At 71.3% G+C, this 12,931-nt stretch carries 11 protein-coding genes; 5 read left to right on the top strand and 6 right to left on the bottom strand.

Annotation, left to right across the window (positions count from 1 at the left end):
* The first annotated feature begins 52 nt into the window (after window positions 1-52).
* Window positions 53-2,083 (top strand): glycoside hydrolase, encoded by a 2,031-nt coding sequence (locus tag ACZ59A_RS36730; protein ID WP_470967978.1) that lies wholly within the window; start codon window positions 53-55, stop codon window positions 2,081-2,083.
* 63 nt (window positions 2,084-2,146) lie between these two features.
* On the opposite strand, the gene ACZ59A_RS36725 is transcribed toward ACZ59A_RS36730, so the two are convergent.
* On the bottom strand, window positions 2,147-2,761 hold the full coding sequence (locus tag ACZ59A_RS36725; RefSeq protein WP_470967976.1) for a TetR/AcrR family transcriptional regulator: 615 nt from the start codon (window positions 2,759-2,761) through the stop codon (window positions 2,147-2,149).
* A 204-nt stretch (window positions 2,762-2,965) separates the two neighbouring features.
* On the opposite strand from ACZ59A_RS36725, the gene ACZ59A_RS36720 reads away from it, so the two are divergent.
* Window positions 2,966-4,474: an MFS transporter gene (locus ACZ59A_RS36720; protein ID WP_470967974.1), complete on the top strand. Its 1,509-nt coding sequence runs from the start codon at window positions 2,966-2,968 to the stop codon at window positions 4,472-4,474.
* 44 nt (window positions 4,475-4,518) lie between these two features.
* On the top strand, window positions 4,519-4,755 hold the full coding sequence (locus tag ACZ59A_RS36715; RefSeq protein WP_470967971.1) for a hypothetical protein: 237 nt from the start codon (window positions 4,519-4,521) through the stop codon (window positions 4,753-4,755).
* Window positions 4,756-4,763: 8 nt separating this feature from the next.
* Here the strand turns inward: ACZ59A_RS36715 and ACZ59A_RS36710 are convergent, their stop codons facing one another.
* From ACZ59A_RS36710 to ACZ59A_RS36695, 4 genes are read right to left on the bottom strand one after another with little or no spacing between them, the layout of a single operon-like run.
* Entirely contained in the window at window positions 4,764-6,302 is a 1,539-nt protein-coding gene (locus ACZ59A_RS36710) for a sensor histidine kinase (RefSeq protein WP_470967969.1), read from the bottom strand.
* Window positions 6,299-7,048 carry a response regulator transcription factor gene (locus ACZ59A_RS36705; protein WP_470967966.1) on the bottom strand — a complete coding sequence of 250 codons (750 nt, stop codon included), beginning with the start codon at window positions 7,046-7,048 and terminating at the stop codon, window positions 6,299-6,301. The genes ACZ59A_RS36710 and ACZ59A_RS36705 overlap by 4 nt, the downstream gene beginning before the upstream one ends.
* Before the next feature lie 28 nt (window positions 7,049-7,076).
* Window positions 7,077-9,128 (bottom strand): ArnT family glycosyltransferase, encoded by a 2,052-nt coding sequence (locus ACZ59A_RS36700; protein WP_470967964.1) that lies wholly within the window; start codon window positions 9,126-9,128, stop codon window positions 7,077-7,079.
* 35 nt (window positions 9,129-9,163) lie between these two features.
* Window positions 9,164-10,429 (bottom strand): bifunctional glycosyltransferase family 2/GtrA family protein, encoded by a 1,266-nt coding sequence (locus tag ACZ59A_RS36695; protein WP_470967962.1) that lies wholly within the window; start codon window positions 10,427-10,429, stop codon window positions 9,164-9,166.
* Window positions 10,430-10,637: 208 nt separating this feature from the next.
* On the opposite strand from ACZ59A_RS36695, the gene ACZ59A_RS36690 reads away from it, so the two are divergent.
* A complete protein-coding gene (locus ACZ59A_RS36690; RefSeq protein WP_470967959.1) occupies window positions 10,638-11,525 on the top strand; it encodes an AraC family transcriptional regulator in 888 nt (295 codons plus the stop codon).
* A gap of 14 nt (window positions 11,526-11,539) precedes the next feature.
* Window positions 11,540-11,965, top strand: coding sequence for a VOC family protein (locus tag ACZ59A_RS36685; protein WP_470967956.1), 426 nt, complete (start codon window positions 11,540-11,542; stop codon window positions 11,963-11,965).
* Window positions 11,966-12,010: 45 nt separating this feature from the next.
* Here the strand turns inward: ACZ59A_RS36685 and ACZ59A_RS36680 are convergent, their stop codons facing one another.
* Entirely contained in the window at window positions 12,011-12,637 is a 627-nt protein-coding gene (locus ACZ59A_RS36680; RefSeq protein WP_470967954.1) for a hypothetical protein, read from the bottom strand.
* Window positions 12,638-12,931 lie beyond the last annotated feature (294 nt).

Below are 12,931 nucleotides of genomic sequence, written 5' to 3'. Positions count from 1 at the left end.
AGACGACCGCATCCGAACGACCATTTATGGGAGCGCTCCCAAAGGAGAGAACATGACCCTTCCGAAACGACGTGGCCGACGCCGGGCCTCGGTGCTCGGGCTGCTGGCCGCCACCGCCATGACGATGGCCGGACTGGCCGGAACCGCGGGTGCCGCGACCGACTCCGCGAAGGCATCCACGCTGGGCGCTCAAGCGGCCCAGTCCGGGCGGTACTTCGGGGCCGCCGTGGCCGCCGGGAAGCTCGGCGACGGGACGTACTCGTCCATCCTGGGCCGTGAGTTCAACATGGTCACCCCCGAGAACGAGATGAAGTGGGACACCATCGAGCGCTCCCGCGGCTCGTTCAACTTCGCGCCCGCCGACCAGATCGCCAACAGCGCCGCCTCACGCGGCCAGCGATTACGCGGACACACCCTGGTCTGGCACTCCCAGCTGCCCAGCTGGGTCAGCGGCATCGGCGACGCCAACACCCTGCGCAGCGTGATGAACAACCACATCACCACCACGATGGCCCACTACAAGGGCAAGATCTACGCGTGGGACGTGGTGAACGAGGCATTCGCCGACGGCAGCGGCGGCCAGCACCGCCCCTCGGTGTTCCAGAACCTGCTGGGCAACGGCTTCATCGAGGAGGCGTTCCGCACCGCCCGGTCGGCCGACCCGGCGGCCAAGCTCTGCTACAACGACTACAACATCGAGGACTGGAACGCCGCGAAGACCCAGGGCGTGTACCGCATGGTGCGCGACTTCAAGGCGCGCGGCGTGCCCATCGACTGCGTCGGCTTCCAGGCCCACTTCGGCACCGGCGGCCCCCCGGCCAGCTTCCAGACCACCCTGTCCAGCTTCGCCGCCCTCGGCGTGGACGTGCAGATCACCGAGCTGGACATCGCCCAGGCGCCGACGACCGCGTACGCGAACACGACGAAGGCGTGCATGAACGTCCCGCGCTGCACCGGCATCACCGTCTGGGGCATCCGGGACCGCGACTCCTGGCGCGCCGGGGAGAACCCGCTGCTCTTCGACAACAACGGCAACAAGAAGGCGGCGTACAACGCCACGCTGACCGCGATGGGCGGCACCCCCGCGGCGAAGGCCGCGGCCAAGGCCCCAGCCTCCCCCGCCGCCTCGCTGCCCAGCAGCTTCAAGTGGAGCTCCAGCGGAGTCCTGATGTCCCCGAAGCCGGACGCCACCCACAACATCGCCGGGCTCAAGGATCCGACGGTGGTCTACCACAACGGCAAGTGGCATGTGTTCGCCAGCGTCGCCAGCGCCTCCGGGTACAACCTGGTGTATCTGAGCTTCAGCGACTGGTCCCAGGCGGCCTCGGCCACCCATCACTACCTGGACCGCAGCGCCATCGGCACCGGTTACCGGGCCGCGCCGCAGGTGTTCTTCTTCGCGCCGCAGAACAAGTGGTATCTGGTGTACCAGACGGGCAACGCCTCGTTCTCCACCAACAGCGACATCAGCAACCCGAACGGCTGGAGCGCGCCGAAGAACTTCTACTCCGCCATGCCCGACATCATCAAACAGAACATCGGCAACGGCTACTGGGTGGACATGTGGGTGATCTGTGACAGCGCCAACTGCTACCTGTTCTCGTCCGACGACAACGGGCACCTGTACCGCTCGCAGACCACCCTGGCCCAGTTCCCGAACGGGTTCACCAACACCGTCATCGCGGCCCAGGACTCCAACAAATACGCCCTGTTCGAAGCGAGCAACGTCTACAAGGTGCAGGGCAGCAACCAGTATCTGCTGATCGTCGAGGCCATCGGATCGGACGGCAAACGCTACTTCCGGTCCTGGACCTCCAGCAGCATCGCGGGCTCGTGGACACCGCTGGCCGCCTCCGAGAGCAACCCCTTCGCCCGGGCCGGCACCACCACGTTCCCCGCGGGCGCCTGGACCAAGGACATCAGCCACGGCGAGCTGATCCGCGCCGGAAACGACCAGACACTCACCGTCAATCCATGCAAGCTCCAGTACCTCTACCAGGGCATGAACCCGAACGCCAGCGGTGACTACAACACGTTGCCGTGGCGGCTCGGCCTGCTCACCCAGACCAACTCCGCCTGCTGACCCATCCGTGCACCACCGGTCCCGGCGCGGGCGGGTACCGCGCCGGGACCGGCCACGGAAGGCTCAGGAACGGTCCACCGGGCCCGACGCGAGCAGCCCGTTGACCACCAGGGCCGCCAACGACTCGGCCGTGGCCGTGAGCTGTGCCGGGGAGGACGCCTCGGGCCTGCCGAGGCGCCGCGCCAGCGGCAGGTCCAGCATTCCCGACACGGGCGGGACGACGGCGAAGAACAGCACGTCCATCGGGACGGGCGCCATGCGCCCGGCGGCGACGAGCCGCTCGATGCTGGGCACGAGGGTCTGCAGGGTGGGCGCGATGTAGTGCTCGTACAGGTAGTCCAGCCGCTCGGTGTCCCGGCCGAGTTCGTCGACGAAGAGCCGCCCGATCAGCGGCGTGTCCACCGCGGTCTTGTAAAAGCCGGAGATGATCCGCCGAAGCCGCTCGGCATCGTCGATGGCGGGATCCGAGGGGTCCACCTCCGGCATGCGCGCCAGTTGCGCGCCCAGGGCGGCGTCCACCACCGCGCGCCAGAACGCCGCCTTGGAGCCGTACCGGTCGTTGATGAAGTTGTGGCTGACGCCCAGGCGGCGGGCCAGCTCGCGCGCGGAAGCCCGGTCGTACCCCAGCTCCGCGAACGCCTCCAGCCCGCGCAGCAGGATGCTGCCCTCCTCGGGCACCGCGGGAGTGTCCGCGCCGGGACGCCCGGCCCGTCGAGCGGATTCGGCTGTCGCTCCCACCATTGCCTCCGTCGCTGCTTGCTCGTATCTGCGTGGCGTACGCCCGCAACGATCCCATGGACCTGCGAAGACCTTACTTGACAGGTGTCAGATTCACATTAATCTGACACCTGTCAGAGCACATCCTCTCCTGGAGTTCCCGTCATGCCTCGAACCTCCGCCGACGCGCCTGTCGGCGTGGCCACGGCGCCCCTCCCGTCCGCCGACGGCCCGCCTCGTCACCGCTGGTGGATCCTCGCCGTCATCGGGCTGGCGCAGCTCATGGTGGTCCTGGACGCCACGATCGTGAACATCGCCCTCCCCTCGGCCCAGAAGGACCTGGGGTTCTCCGACGGGAACCGGCAGTGGATCGTCACCGCCTACGCCCTCGCCTTCGGCAGCCTGCTGCTGCTCGGCGGCCGCATAGCCGACCTGTTCGGCCGCAAGATGACGTTCCTGGTCGGGCTGGCGGGCTTCGCCGGTGCCTCCGCCCTGGGCGGCGCCGCGGGCGGCTTCGGGATGCTCGTCGCCGCCCGTGCCGCGCAGGGAATGTTCGGCGCCCTGCTCGCCCCGGCGGCGCTGTCGCTGCTGACCACGACCTTCACCGACGCCAGGGAGCGCGCCAGGGCCTTCGGTGTCTACGGCGCCATCGCCGGAGCCGGTGGCGCCATCGGCCTGCTGCTCGGCGGTGTGCTGACCGAGCACCTCGACTGGCGCTGGACGCTCTACGTCAACCTCGTCTTCGCCGTCGTCGCCTTCGTCGGCGGTGTCCTGCTGCTGAGCCGCACCAGCCGCGACAAGACCGCCACCATCGACATCCCCGGCGCCGTCCTCGTCTCCGCCGGACTGTTCGGCCTGGTATACGGCTTCTCCAACGCCGAAAGCCACGCCTGGAGCTCCCCGGCCACCTGGGGCTTCCTGGTCGCCGGGGCCGTCCTGCTCGCCGTGTTCGCCTGGTGGCAGACCCGCTCCGCGCACCCCCTGCTGCCCCTGCGGGTCCTGCTCGACCGCAATCGCGGCGCCTCCTTCGTCTCCGTGCTGATCAGCGGCGCCGGAATGTTCGGTGTCTTCCTGTTCCTCACCTACTACCTGCAGCAGAGCCTCGGCTACACGCCCATCAGGACCGGGCTGGCCTTCCTGCCCATGGTCGGCGCGCTCATGGTCACCTCGACCCTCGCCACCACGGTGCTGATCCCCCGCGTCGGCCCCAAGCCGGTGGTGCCGCTGGGCATGGGCACCGCCGCCGCCGGAATGGCCTGGCTGACCGCCCTCGACCTGCACAGCGGCTACGCCACGGACATCCTGCCGCCGCTGATCGTGGCGGGGCTCGGCCTCGGTCTGGTGATGGCCCCGGCCATGAGCCTGGCCACCGCCGGTGTGGGCGCCGAGGACGCCGGGGTCGCCTCCGCCGCCGTCAACACCATGCAGCAGGTCGGCGGCTCCCTGGGCACCGCCCTGCTCAACACCCTCTCCACCAGCGCCGCCACCGACTATCTGGTCGGCAAGAACCCCAAGGACCCCGCCGTCCTCGCCCAGTCCGGTCTGGAGGCGTACTCCACCGCGTACTGGTGGTCGGCGGTCTTCTTCGCCGCCGGGCTGGTCATCAGCGTTCTCCTCTACCGGCGCGGCGCGCCCGCCACCGACGCCCAGGCGGCCCCCGTGGTGCACATGTGAGGTCCGGTGGTCCACGAGCAACCGATCAGCGGCAGAGGCGGCCCATGACCACTCAGCCACTGATCGTCGAGCGGGCCCCCGAGCGCCGCACCGGCGGCTGCCTCGACGGCACCCCGCTGCGGATGCTTCTGCGGGGCGATCTGGAGCGCGCGATGGCGGTCCGCGATGTGGTGGAGATCCGCTACGGCACCGGGCCCGCCGCCATCTCCCGCCCGCTGGTCACCCGCTGTCAGAGGCAAGACCCCTCCTGCCCTGACGTCCGGCACGACAGGATGGCCTGACGCCCGGCTCAGTGCGTGCCGGGCCCGGCGGCGGGCAGGACGAGGCGGAAGACGCATCCGGCTCCGGTGGCGGTCTCCAGTTCCAGCCGTCCGCCGTGGCCTTCGGCGATGGCGCTGGCGATGGCCAGGCCGAGGCCGGAGCCGCCGTGCTCGTGGGAGCGGGAGGGGTCGGCCCGGTAGAAGCGCTCGAAGACCCGGTCGGCCGCTTCCGGGGAAAGACCGGGCCCCTGGTCCGCCACTTCCAGCACGCAGATCCGCTCTCCGGCGCGCAGCGGTGGCGAGGGGCTCGTCCGGCCGGGGCGATCCGTGCCGCCGGTCGTGGGACCGGCCCGCCCGGCGCCCACGCGTACGTCCACTCGCGTACCGGGCGGGGTGTGCCGCAGCGCGTTGGACAGCAGGTTGCCCACGACCTGGCGCAGCCGGTGGGGATCGCCGGTCGTCTCGACCAAGTCCAGTTCCTCCTGGTCGGCGGCCGCCCCGGTGCCGAGCGGGCCCAGCCGGATCGGGTGTCCGCGGGCCTGGTGTGCCGCCTCGCTCACGGAGTCGGCGGCGGCCGAGAGCAGGTCGACGGGGTCGCGACGGTAGTCGGGTTCCTTGTCCAGCTTGGTCAGCAGCAGGAGGTCGTCGACGAGCAGGCTGATGCGCTCGGCGTTCTGGACGATCAGCCGGTCGCCCTCGCGCCGTTCGGCGCCGGACCGGCCCTCGTGGCGCAGGGCCAGTTCGGCGAAGCCCTGGATGGAGGTGAGGGGCGTACGGAGTTCGTGTCCGGCGTCGGCGACGAACCGGCGCAGCCGGGCCTCGGAGAACTCGCGTTCGTACAGGGCCTGTTGGAGCCGGTCCAGCATGGTGTTCAGTACGGTGCCGAGGCGGCCGGTCTCGGTTCGGGGGTCGGTGTCCGGCAGCCGTGGGCTCAGGTCTCCGGCCGTGATGTCCTGTGCGGTGCGCTCCATGCGGGTCAGCGGCAGCAGGCCGAGGCGGACGACCCACCGGCTGAGGGCGATCAGGCCGGTGAGGGTGGCGGCCAGCACGATGCCGTTGAGCCACAGCAGTTTGGAGGTGGCGCCGTCGAATGTGTCCAGGGGCAGCGCGACGACGTACGAGGTGTGCCCGGATCCCGCCTTCTTCTCGATCCGCCAGCGTCCGTCACCGGAGAGGGCCGAGACGGTGGACGGCCGACCTGCGGACAGACGCAACTGCCCTAGGGAATCGGGGAGTTCCGGACCCGGGGCCTTGCCGCCGCCGAGGAGGCCGTGCCGGTGTCCCGAGGCGTCGTAGAAGGTGATGCGGAAGTCGGAGGGCAGGGTCACGGAGTCGGGGTCCGGGGGCCGGGGCAGCTGCTCGGCAGCGGCGTCGCGGAATGCCCGCGGGGGCAGGTGGAAGTCGTCGAGCTGCTGGTCGACGCGGTCGAGCAGCCAGCAGCGCAGCACCAGGAACCCAACGGTCTGGGCGGCGAGGACCGCGACGGCGGCCAGCAGCGCCGCACCCCACACCAGACGGCTGCGCAGCGATGCGGGCCGCCCCGCGCGCAGCGAACCGAGACGGATCATCCGTCGGTCCGCTGGGTGTGGTCGCGCGGCAGGCGCAGGCAGTACCCCACGCCCCGCTCCGTGTGGATCAGTGGCGGATCGAGGTGGTCGATCTTGCGCCGCAGATATCTGACGTACGTTTCGACGATGCGGCCGTCGCCGGAGAAGTCGAAGCCCCAGACGCGGTCGAGGATCCGGGTCTTGCTCAGCACCCGGCCCGCGTTCTCCATCAGCAGGGCGAGCAGCTTGAACTCGGTGGGCGACAGCGGGATGTACCGCCCCGCCCGGTGGACCTCGTGGGCCCGCTCGTCCAGTTCGAGGTCCGCGTAGCGCAGCACCTCGATGTCGTCCTCGCCCGCGCCGTACGGCACATCGTGGCCCGTACGGCGCAGGATGGCGCGGATGCGCAGCAGCACCTCCTCGATGCTGAACGGCTTGCCGACGTAGTCGTCGCCACCGGCACCGAGACCGGCGATGCGGTCGCCGGTCTCGGTACGGGCCGTCAGAAACAGGATCGGTGTCCGCACGCCGACCCCGCGCAGGTTCCGGGTGATCTCGAAGCCGTCGAGGTCGGGCAGCAGCACATCCAGCAGCAGGAGGTCCGGGCGGAAACGCTCGACCTCCAGCAGGGCGTCGCGGCCGGTGGCGGCGCTGCTCACCTGATATCCGGCCAGGCCCAGCGCCGACTCCAGCAACAGGCGGATGCCGGGGTCGTCCTCGACGACGAGGATGCGGTGGGTGAGCTGGGTGGCGGGCTGCTCGGCCATGGTGCGTGGTGGTCCGTTCTGCCGTCGCTTACTTCGTGTTCTTGGCGGCGCAGTCGTACAGGGTGGTGCCGATTCCCATCATGCCGGTGGCGCCGCCCGAGCTGCCGCCGTAGGCGGAGGCCGGGACCTTGGCGCAGTGGTCGCCGAGCCACGTGGAGCGCTGGGAGGCGGGGCTGTCGGCGCCGCCCGCCATCGCGCCGGGGCCCACGCCACCGCGCGAACCCGGCTCGGAGCCCAGGGCGTAGCGCAGTTCGCCCTGGCCGGTCCAGGTCTCCAGCTGGTCGACGGACGGCGCGTCGTCGATGCCGGTGAAGCCGCCCATGCCGACGACCGTGGCGTCGCTGTTCAGGATGTACGCGGACGTGGCCATGGCACCCCCTTCGACGGCGAGGCTGATCCGGGCGGAGCCGGAGTGCTCGACCGCGTAGTCGAGGATCTTGCCCTGATCGGCGGTGAGGTCGGTGGCGCCCGCGAGCCGGGCCAGGCCGCCCATGCCGCCCGGGCCGCCGCCGAAGCCTGATGGCATGCCGCCCGGGCCGCCGCCGAGCCCCTTGGGCGGCGCCATCCCCCCGGGGCCTCCGCCCGGGAGGGAACCCGGGCCGAACGGCATGCCCCCGGCCGGCGCCGGTCCGGCCGTGGGGTTGGCGCCGCCCATCGCCGACGCGCTGGACGATCCGGGAACGCTGACCGCCCAGGCACCGGGCGCCAGCAGCACCGCCAGGACGGCGCCGCCCAGCGCGGCCGGGAGCAGCCGGTGCTGTCGGCCCGCGAGCAGCACAAGCGCGGCCGCGCCGAGTCCGGCGGCCACCACCGGCCAGGTCAGCCAGCCGTTCCAGGACGGCTGCCGCTCGATCACCACGACCGCCCAGGCCACCGTGACCACCACGGCCCCGGCCCCCGTCGGCAGGGCCCAGCGGGCACCGGCCCGGTGCGCCCGGGCCAGCGCGGTCGCGAGGCCCGCGGTGAGCGCGGCGACGGCGGGGGCCAGCTGCGTCGTGTAGTACGGATGGAACGTGCCTTCCTGAGTGGCGAACACCAGCCCGCACACCACCAGCCAGGTGCCCCACAGCACCCACCCGGAGGTGTCCAGCGGCTCGCCCGTGGCCGTGTTCCCGCGTCGGCGCCGCACCGCGACGGTCACCGCCACGCCCAGGGCCACCGCGCAGAGCGGCAGCAACCAGCTGATCTGGCCGCCGACCTGGTCGTTGAAGAGCCGCCCGAGCCCGGCGGCGCCACCGAAGGAGATCCCGCCCATACCGCCGGTGGCACCGTTCTCGCCGAAGATCCGGCCGAGCCCGTTGTAGCCGATGACCAGGTCCCAGGCCGAACCGTCCTCGCTGCCGCCGATGTACGGGCGGTCACCGGGCCACACCGCCACCATGGCCACCCACCCCAGGGAGGACACCGCCAGCACCGCTCCCGCGATGAGCAACCGGCGCGCCCGTACGAGCCAGCTCCCGGCCGCGCCGACCAGCCACGCCGCCGCGAGGGCCGGGGCCACCATCCAGGCGGCCAGCATCTTCGTCAGGAACCCGGCGCCGACGAGGAAGCCGCTGCCGCACAGCCACCACATAGCGCTCCGGCCGGACGGTGTCCGCAGGGCCCGGGTCAGCGCGTACGCCGCCGCGACCAGGGTCAGCACCAGCAGCGTGTCCGGGTTGTTGTCGCGGTTGATCGCCACCGTGATGGGCGTGAGCGTCATGACCAGCGCGGCGAGCAGCCCGGCGGCCTCGCCCGCCCAGCGGCGTACCGTCCGGTGCAGGACCAGGACCGCCGCGACACCTTCCAGCACCTGGGGCAGGAGCATCGCCCAGCCGTGCAGGCCGAAGATCTTGGTGCTGATGACCTGGGGCCACAGGGCGGCGGGCGGCTTGTCGACGGTGAGCACCCCGGCCGGGTCGTACGCGCCGAAGAGGAAGTTGGTCCAGCCGCGGCCCATCGACTTCACCGCGGCCGCGTAGTAGCTGTTGCCCCAGCCGAGCGAGCCGAGCGCCCAGCCGTAGAGGGCCGCGGCCAGCAGCAGGATCGCGCCGAGTGCGGCCGGGGCGGCCCAGCGGGGCCCGGGTGACGTTCGGGTCATGGTGCGCTTCGCTTTCCTGTGGGGGGTACGGGGATTCACGGGCGCCGGAAGACGGCCAGCCGCAGCACGAGGAAGCGCACGGCGGTGACCAGCACGGACGAGGCGGCCAGTACGAGGGCTTCGGCGCCCGTCGAGCCGTCCGGGCTGCTCTGGCGGTACAGCAGTACGGCGGCGGAGGTGACGAGGTAGCCCAGGACGAACAGGGCGCCCGCGCCCAGGTGTGCCCGTCCCACGCCGGTCTCGGACCAGCGGAACGTCAGACGGCGGTTGGCCTCGGTGTTGAGCACGGTGAGCACCAGCAGCGACACCAGGTTCGCCACCGCGGGCGGCCACCAGCCGCGCAGCAGCCAGTAGAACAGCGCCTGTCCGATGGTCGAGGCGATGCCGATGGCGACGAAGCAGCCGACCTCCCAGGTGAACCGGGACCGGCCGGTGCCGGGGGCCAGCACCGCGTCCGGGTGTTCGGCGGCCGGGGCGGGACGGCGCGGCAGCGCGACCCGGGCGGCGCCGGACGCCTTCAGCCGCGCCATCCGGTACAGGCCCCGCAGGTCGTCGGTGGCGGTGCCGACGACGTCGACCCGGGTGTCCACATCCTCCACCCAGTCGACCGGGACCTCGTGGATGCGCAGCCCGTTGTGCTCGGCCAGCAGGAGGAGTTCGGTGTCGAAGAACCAGGCGTCGTCCCGTGTCTTCTCCAGCAGGGGGCGCAGCACCTCGGTGCGGGCCGCCTTGAAACCGCACTGCGCGTCGCTGAACCGGGCTCCATGGGTCAGCCGGATCAGCCCGTTGTAGCAGCGGGAGATCAACTCGCGACGGGGCCCGCGTACGGTCCGCGCGCCCGATGCCAGTCTGCTGCCGATAGCCAGATCCGAGTGGCCGCTGGCCAGGGGCGCGATCAGGGGCAGCAGCCCGTCGAGCCCGGTCGACAGGTCGACGTCCATGTACACGACGATGTCGGCCTCGCTGGCGCCCCACACCGTGCGCAGCGCCAGGCCGCGGCCCTTGCGGTCCAGGTGGAACACCTCCACGCCGGGCAGTTCGGCGGCCAGTTCCGTCGCCACCTCGAAGGTCCGGTCGACGCTGGCGTTGTCCGCCACCGTGATCCGCCACGGAAACGGCAGCTGCTCACGCAGCCGGGCGTGCAGGGTGCGCAGGCAGCCGGGCAGGGCCCGCTCCTCGTTGTAGACGGGAACGACGATCTCGACGGTGGTGGTGTGCGCCTGGGAGGGCTCGGCGGAGCCGGACGGGGCCGCGGGCTGGAAGCCATGAGCAACGCTCAGGGCGCGAGATGTAGGGGGCATGGAGCAGAACCTTCGCGGCCCAACCAGGGAACTTCGCGACAGCAAGCTGGGAATTCGCCGAGAGTCCGCTGAGTCCTCGCTGAGAGATGTCGGCGCGGGCGGTCCGAGTGGCACCGCGGGCGCAGCGCGTCACGGCGTACGACACCGGGCTGGTCAGGGCGAAGCCGTAGGCCCCCGGCCCGCGCGGGGAACGTCGCATACTGGCCTCATGGCTGCCGAGGCAGGGCGGGAAGGCGAGGCGTTCCAGGAGTTCGTACGGTTCACGCCCCGGCTCGGCGGCATGGTCGCGTCCGCGGTGGGCTACCGCACGGGCGGGCGGCCACCGGCCCTGCACCGGGGGCTGCCCTCCCCCTGGCTGACGTTGATCTTCTCGCTTGAGGGCCCGGTGACCAGCGGGCTCACCCTGGACCAGGCGCGCGGCGCCGATGCGGTGCGGACCGACATCGTGGTGGGCGGACTGCACCAGAGCCCGGCATACATCATCCAGCCGGAGCACGAGGCCGGGCTGCAGCTGGCCCTGCATCCGCTGGCGGCGCGCAGGCTGCTCGGCCTGCCCGCGGGCGCGCTCGCGGACCAGCTCGTGGTGCCGGGGACCGATGTCCTGGGTGTGCGGGCCGCAGAGGTCCACGAGCGGCTGCGGGAGCTGACGGGGTGGGAGGAGCGGTTCGCCCTGCTCGGCTCGTATCTGCGGGCGCGGGCGGCCGCGTCCGACGAGGCCCCGCCGGTCCGGCGCGAGGTCCTCGAAGCGTGGGCGTGGCTGGCCCGGCACCGCGGCGCGGGCACGCTGCGCGGACTGGCCGAGCACGTGGCGCTCAGCCCCCGGCGGCTCACGGCGCTCTTCCGCGCCGAGACCGGTCTGAGCCCGAAGCAGGCCGCCCGGCTGATGCGGTTCGAGCACGCCAAGGGCACCGTGGTCCGGTCCGTCGCCACCGGCGGCTCGCCCGATCTGGCGCGGGTCGCGGCCGACTGCGGCTACTACGACCATTCGCATCTGGTACGGGACTTCCACCAGTACACCGGCATCAGCCCCACGGCCTGGCTGGCCGAAGAGTGCCGGAATATCCAAGCGGGCGGGCACCGGAACGGCGAAGAGTGAAAGGCATGAACACCATGGCAACCCAAACGCGCTCCCCGAGCGTCTGGCCGACGCTCCAGGCCCATGACGCGCCCGCCCTGATCGAGTTCCTCGTCGACACGGTCGGCTTCCTGCGCACCGCCGTGTACGAGGACGGCGGCCGGGTGGCGCACGCCCAGCTCGACTGGCCCGAGGGCGGCGCCATCATGCTCGGATCGCACAAGCCGGACAGCGCGGAATGGTGTCTGCGACCGGGCACCTTCGGCGCCTATGTCGTCACCGACCATGTCGACGACCTCTATCAGCGGCTGAGGGCGGCGGGGGTGAAGGTCATCCGCGAGATCGAGGACCAGCCGTACGGCAGCCGCGAGTTCGCGATCGCCGACCCCGAGGGCAACAAGTGGTCCTTCGGCACCTACCGCGGCGAGCCCCGCCCGGCCACGGCCTCTCCGCCCGCCTGAAGCAGGCGGGCGGAGAGGCCACCGGTCACGGCACCGGTATCAGCCTCAGCCGATGTCGAAATTGAAGTTGGTCACGTACCAAGCGTCCTTGATCTTGGTGGACTCGACCTTGACGTCCAGCTGTCCCGGCTTCAGTCCGGTGGAGTTGGACAGGACGACCTTGTTGAGCGTCTGTCCATCGATGGTGATCTTGTCACCGTGGACCTCCGCCTTGTCGCCGTCGGCCTGAACCTTGGCGACCTCCACCTTCGGCTCGCCCTTGGACTGCTTGGGCGTGAACGACTCACGGAGCCGCCCGACGTTCTCTTGCATCTTCCGCACCTCGGGCTCGTCACTCGCACACCGCGACGGGGTACCGACAGGCCCGGGTGACGACCCCTTGGCCGGGCCCGCCATCACCAGGCACGCCTTCTTCGGCTGGCCCTTGACGACCTCGGTCGTCCAGGTGGCAACCGCCTCCTCGGCCGTGGCCTGGCGGGGCTCCGATGCCTGCGAGTCCGCCGGACCATCCCCCTTCTTCTCCGACCCGTTGCCGGTCGAGCTGCTTGCCGCGGGCTTCGACCCCCCGTCGGACTCCGCCTCCTTCGAGCACCCCGTGACACCCACGACCGCCGCCACCACCGCGGCCCCGGCGATCCAGCGAACGGTCTTGTTCCTGTAGCTCTCTGACACGCTTTCAGGAGCCTTTCCCATAGACATCCATATGACCTGATGTCACCCCGAGGCGCCTCTGATCGAAACACCACATCGACCCTGAAGACGAGTGGGGCGACGGAATGGTTTCGCCCGCCGCCTGGCTGGCCACGGGCCCCGTCCTGCTGACAAGATCATTAAGGCAGCACACCGGCAACCGAAGGGCGAAGATTGTCCGAGACGTCCTGCCACGAGGAGTACGACTGCTGCTCCTGGAAGCCGGGGCGGCGGACACCAAGGCGGAGCTGGCCGTGCCACCCGCCTGACCCGCGC

The sequence above is a fragment of the Streptomyces sp. NPDC040405 genome (assembly GCF_055595765.1).
The sequence above is the reverse complement of the archived record's forward strand: the minus strand, read 5'-3'. Positions and strand labels throughout refer to the sequence as shown.

What these genes read in the sequence shown, in the direction of transcription:
- ACZ59A_RS36730 (WP_470967978.1), top strand. Translation starts at nt 53, where the DNA reads ATGACCCTTCCGAAACGACGTGGCCGACGCCGGGCCTCGGTGCTCGGG.
- ACZ59A_RS36720 (WP_470967974.1), top strand. Translation starts at nt 2,966, where the DNA reads ATGCCTCGAACCTCCGCCGACGCGCCTGTCGGCGTGGCCACGGCGCCC.
- ACZ59A_RS36715 (WP_470967971.1), top strand. Translation starts at nt 4,519, where the DNA reads ATGACCACTCAGCCACTGATCGTCGAGCGGGCCCCCGAGCGCCGCACC.
- ACZ59A_RS36710 (WP_470967969.1), bottom strand. Translation starts at nt 6,302, where the DNA reads ATGATCCGTCTCGGTTCGCTGCGCGCGGGGCGGCCCGCATCGCTGCGC.
- ACZ59A_RS36705 (WP_470967966.1), bottom strand. Translation starts at nt 7,048, where the DNA reads ATGGCCGAGCAGCCCGCCACCCAGCTCACCCACCGCATCCTCGTCGTC.
- ACZ59A_RS36700 (WP_470967964.1), bottom strand. Translation starts at nt 9,128, where the DNA reads ATGACCCGAACGTCACCCGGGCCCCGCTGGGCCGCCCCGGCCGCACTC.
- ACZ59A_RS36695 (WP_470967962.1), bottom strand. Translation starts at nt 10,429, where the DNA reads ATGCCCCCTACATCTCGCGCCCTGAGCGTTGCTCATGGCTTCCAGCCC.
- ACZ59A_RS36690 (WP_470967959.1), top strand. Translation starts at nt 10,638, where the DNA reads ATGGCTGCCGAGGCAGGGCGGGAAGGCGAGGCGTTCCAGGAGTTCGTA.
- ACZ59A_RS36685 (WP_470967956.1), top strand. Translation starts at nt 11,540, where the DNA reads ATGGCAACCCAAACGCGCTCCCCGAGCGTCTGGCCGACGCTCCAGGCC.